This window comes from Bacillus sp. JJ783 (assembly GCF_036963225.1).
Taxonomy (GTDB): Bacteria; Bacillota; Bacilli; order Bacillales; family Bacillaceae_G; genus Bacillus_A; species Bacillus_A cereus_U.
The window spans coordinates 1-4,754 of the sequence record NZ_JBALMG010000160.1 but is presented as its reverse complement, the minus strand read 5'-3'; the positions used below and the strand labels follow the sequence as shown (position 1 = coordinate 4,754).

Sequence of the window (4,754 nt, the reverse complement as noted above, 5' to 3'; positions counted from 1 at the left end):
CTTTAATCAGTGGGAGGTTTTCATCCCCCACTGATTATTAGCCCACACCAATCGGGCGTTTACGGGCAGCGGGGCTCCTACCTAACTTCTTTGCTCCAGCCGAATTTTGAGGTGGGAGTCTTTCTGCCCACAAATAGCGGGATAAATCAAATCGATTCATCATACCTTATACGCAATTCTTCCTTAAACCATCGTAGAGCATCATGTTCAATTGAAATTTTCATCTTTTCTCTTCCTGTTTACGCAAAATCTTTTTTGCCTAATCGTTGTTTTACAAAAACAACGAAAAGAATTAAAGCTATTAATCCAGAAATTGCACTACCAGCAAATAAAATACGGTAACCAAACATTTGTGAAACAACTCCAAGTAAAATCGCACCTAATCCAATACCTAAATCAAATGCGGTAAAGAATGAAGCGTTAGCAACTCCTCTTTTACTAGGATCAACAATTGTAAGCATCGCTGCTTGTAAAGCGGGCTGTGCTGAACCGAATCCGACACCGTATAATACCGCTGCGATAATTATACCCATTAAACTATTTGAAATAGTTAATACAACTATAGCTAAAATGGTAATACATAGTGCCGGGAGTATGATAAATACTTCTCCGTACTTATCTAATAGTTTTCCTGAAATCGGACGTACAATTGTTAAAGCAATTGCATATACAAGAAAGAACGTCCCAGGATTCACATCAATTGATGACGCAAATAACGGTAAAAATGTTGTTATGCCTCCGTATGCAAACGATAAAAAGAAAATGACAATTGTAATTGATAAAACAGATTTTTCAAATAGCTGGATTTTCCCTTTTTCTTTTTGTGGCGTGAATGGCATTTTCGTTATTAACGATAATACGACTGCCATAAAGGATAAAAGAGTTGCTAACAAGAATAGACCATGAAATGAATAATTTTGTACAACCCATAATCCAATCATCGGGCCGATTGCCATTGCAATTGTCATCGCCATCCCATACCAGCCCATTCCTTCTCCGCGACGTGAATCTGGAATAATATCAGTTATAGCTGTTCCAACTGCTGTTGTAGAAACGGCCCATGTCACTCCGTGAATAACGCGTAAAACAGCTAAAAGGACAATAGTCGATGCTAAATTATACGAATACATCGTTATCCCAAAAAATATGAGTCCGAAAATAATAAAAGATCTTCTACCATATTGATCTAACATTCCTCCAATAATCGGTCGTATTACAACTGCCGCTATTGTAAACATTCCCATCATCAGTCCAACTTGTGATTCATTTCCACCTATCTCTTTAATAAAGAGCGGTAGCGTTGGAACTAGTAAATAAAACCCTGTAAATAAAAATAACATCGCGATAGTCATTTGAATAAATGATTTCGTCCATAATCGTTCCATTAAAATTCCTCCATAAACACGTAAAATATTGCAATCAACACATCAATTGTATATTTTTCATGTTCCCTTGCCCTCCGCTAATAGACGTATCTTTTCATACTAAATGGTCTACCATCAATTTAAATTGGTCTTACGACTTTATACCTATGTTTTAAGCGAAAGCCCTATATATGTACCTTTATATGTTCTAAAAGAATATACTATTTTATTATTAAACTTAGGAGTGATCGTTTCATGTGGGTATCACCAAGAATAACTACTGCTGTCCCGTCAGTCCCTTCAATACATGTCCCCGCCGTTCATACAGCTAGTTCTGATGTTGGCATTGAGCTTCCTGCTACTTGGCAACAATTCCAAACTCCTGGGCAAGTCACCCCTGCTTATTGGAATCATGGCACACATCCTAGTAGTACTGGTTTTTATAACCCGGGCTATCCTCCAATACCTCCTACTCAAATTTTTTATCATTTCCCATCAATTTACTTTCAAAATTTCTATGGTACTTTTAATATTTAAAAAAATCGTAAGAAATCACGACCTTTTTAAATACAAAAAGCACGTAAGGAAGCGCTTTTTGCGATTCCTTACGTGCTTTTCAAATACATTATTTATTGTCCATTATTGGCAGGGACTTCTCCTGCGTTCCCGCCAGTAGTTGGTGGCGTTGTTGCTGGTGGGGTTGGAGTTGTATTCCCTTGGCCTCCTCCACCGTTATTCGGTGGGGTAGTATTCCCTTGATCCCCCGGTGGGGTTGTATTTCCTTGGCCTCCACCGTTGTTCGGTGGGGTTGTATTTCCTTGACCTCCACCGTTATTCGGTGGGGTTGTATTTCCTTGACCTCCACCGTTATTCGGTGGGGTTGTATTTCCTTGACCATTTCCATTGTTTTGTTCATTTTGCTTATTTAATTCATCTTGTTTCTTTTGCTCTTCTTGTTTCTTAAGCTCTTCTTGTTTCTTAAGTTCATCTTGTTTCTTTTGCTCTTCTTGTTTCTTAAGTTCTTCCTGTTTCTTTAATTCTTCTTGCTTTTTCTCTTCTTCAGTTTTTTGCTGTTGGTCTTGTTTTGGTTGCTCAGTTGTATTAGGTACGCTCGTATTTGGAGATGAATCACGTTTTTCACCTTTTATACGTAACTCACTACCTTCTTGAATAACACTACTTGGCATTTTAAAGCGTGATTTATCTGTAGCCATCTCGCTCATCATTTCTTTAAAGATCAACTGTGCAATCTTCGTATTTTTACTACTAATATACTCGTCTTTACCATCTTTCATATATCCAGTCCATACTGCCATCGTATATTGCGGTGTATATCCTGCAAACCAACTATCACGAGTTGCACTTTCTGGTAGTTTATATTGCGCTATTTGTTTTGAAGAATAGTTTGTTGTACCTGTTTTACCTGCTAAATCTAAAGAACCTATATTAGCGGCAGTACCTGTTCCAGATGAAACAACAGAACGCATCATATCAGTAATCATATATGCTGTAGAATCGGCCATAACTTGTTTTGGTTTTTGTCCAAAACTTTGTGACTTGCCGTCTGGATAAACTACTTTCTTAACAAAATGTGGTTTCGTATACTTACCATCATTACCAAATGCCGCATAAGCACCTGCAATTTCAGTTGGTGACACTTCATTTGTACCAATAGCTGTTGATTCAGTCGGTGCTACATTAAATGTAATACCTAATTTCTCTGAGAATTCTTTCGATTTACTAATCCCTACTTCTTTCGCTGTTTTAATAGCCGGGATGTTACGTGACATTTTTAATGCATCACGCATTGTAACTGGTCCTAAATGACTTCTGTCTGCATTTCTAACTTCTTGACCATCTGAGTACTTAAACGGAGAGTCATCAATTTGATGATAAGTAGCCCATTTTAAATATTCAATAGCTGGAGCGTAATCAAAGATTGGCTTCATTGTCGAGCCAGCTGCACGATCTAATTCAATCGCCATATTATGTCCTTTAAATACTGCTTTATTTTCGCCGCGTCCACTACCTATAGCGCGAACTTCTCCTGTTTTTGTATCCATAAATGTGAAAGCGCCTTGGAAATTATCATTTGGATAATCAATAATATTTGTATTTAAAATATTATCAGCCAATTTCTGTGCTTTCGGATCCAATGTTGTATAAATTTCTAAACCGTCAGAACCAATATTAGCATCTGGCAGTTCTTTTTCTACTTCTTTCACAACCGCATCCATAAATGCAGGATATGGCATTGTTTGTAGTTCTGTTGCAGGCTTAAGACCCTTTGTTACGTCAACTTTCGATGCTTCTTCCATTTCTTGTTTTGTTATATAGCCATGTCGATTCATTAACCCTAGTACAGTATTTCTTCTTTCTGTTGCCCTTTGAACATTTTCTTTTTTCGTTGGGTCATAGTTATTCGGCGCTTTCGGTAAACCGGCAAGCATCGCAACTTCTGGTAATGTTAACTCATTCAATTCTTTACCGTAGTAGTTTTGTGCTGCTGTTGCGATTCCATATGAACGGTTACCTAAATTAATTTTATTTAAATACATCTCTAATATTTCATGTTTTGAATACTGTTGTTCTAGCTTATACGCTAAATATATTTCCTGAACTTTACGCTTTGACGTTTTTTCCATCGATAAGAAGTAGTTTTTAATAACTTGCTGCGTTATCGTACTTCCACCTTGAGAGCCATAATCTCCTTTAAGACTAACTAAAACTGCACGTGTAGTCCCTTTGAAGTCTACTCCGCTATGCTCATAAAAACGTGCATCTTCTGTTGCTAAAAATGCATTTTCTACCAATTTAGGAATTTGATCATACGTAACATTCGTCCGCTTTTCTTTCCCATATTCATATACCAAATTCCCGTCTTTATCATAAATTTTTGAGGATAACGGATTAACAAGTTTTGTTTTCTCAAGTTTCGGCGCGTCCTTTATCATAACGAAAAAGGTAGCCACCCCTGCCACTAAACCTACAATACCAAGTAATAAACAACTAATTAAAAATTTACGAAAAAACGATGTTTTACCTTTTGGTTTTGTTTTTTTAGAAGCTGGCTGTTTTTTCTTTTGAACTTGTCTTCGCTCCTCTCGAGAACGATAATTTTCTGACATGTTACTTTCTCCTGCCTTTCAATTCTCCCGTTGATTTACTTAAAAATATTGAGGTCACTTTCACAAATACATTTAGTCAAGAAAGTATATTGACCTGGAGCATTCAATATTTTCCCAATTCACAGATTATAAATTTTAGAATAATTCTTATACAAACTATTTTCACTTCTATTTTTTCTAATAATGCTGCCCCTTAAAGCATAGAATGTAAGAAGTGAATTTTTAATACCTCGTATAAATAATATACCTTTTTTTCAAATGG

3 protein-coding genes are annotated in these 4,754 nt (G+C 36.6%); 1 reads left to right on the top strand and 2 read right to left on the bottom strand.

The features are described 5' to 3' along the window. Nucleotides 1-239: 239 nt before the first annotated feature. Nucleotides 240-1,385: an MFS transporter gene (locus V7038_RS25970; RefSeq protein WP_002157938.1), complete on the bottom strand. Its 1,146-nt coding sequence runs from the start codon at nt 1,383-1,385 to the stop codon at nt 240-242. Between the two features lie 234 nt (nt 1,386-1,619). On the opposite strand from V7038_RS25970, the gene V7038_RS25965 reads away from it, so the two are divergent. After that, nucleotides 1,620-1,901, top strand: a complete 282-nt coding sequence (locus tag V7038_RS25965; RefSeq protein WP_002157939.1) for a hypothetical protein — start codon at nt 1,620-1,622, stop codon at nt 1,899-1,901. A gap of 92 nt (nt 1,902-1,993) precedes the next feature. Here V7038_RS25965 and V7038_RS25960 read toward each other — a convergent pair whose 3' ends face one another. After that, on the bottom strand, nt 1,994-4,492 hold the full coding sequence (locus tag V7038_RS25960; protein WP_335695849.1) for a transglycosylase domain-containing protein: 2,499 nt from the start codon (nt 4,490-4,492) through the stop codon (nt 1,994-1,996). Between the last annotated feature and the right edge of the window lie 262 nt (nt 4,493-4,754).

Coding starts and splice junctions, on each gene's coding strand:
- V7038_RS25970 (WP_002157938.1), bottom strand. CDS start 1,385: ATGGAACGATTATGGACGAAATCATTTATTCAAATGACTATCGCGATG.
- V7038_RS25965 (WP_002157939.1), top strand. CDS start 1,620: ATGTGGGTATCACCAAGAATAACTACTGCTGTCCCGTCAGTCCCTTCA.
- V7038_RS25960 (WP_335695849.1), bottom strand. CDS start 4,492: ATGTCAGAAAATTATCGTTCTCGAGAGGAGCGAAGACAAGTTCAAAAG.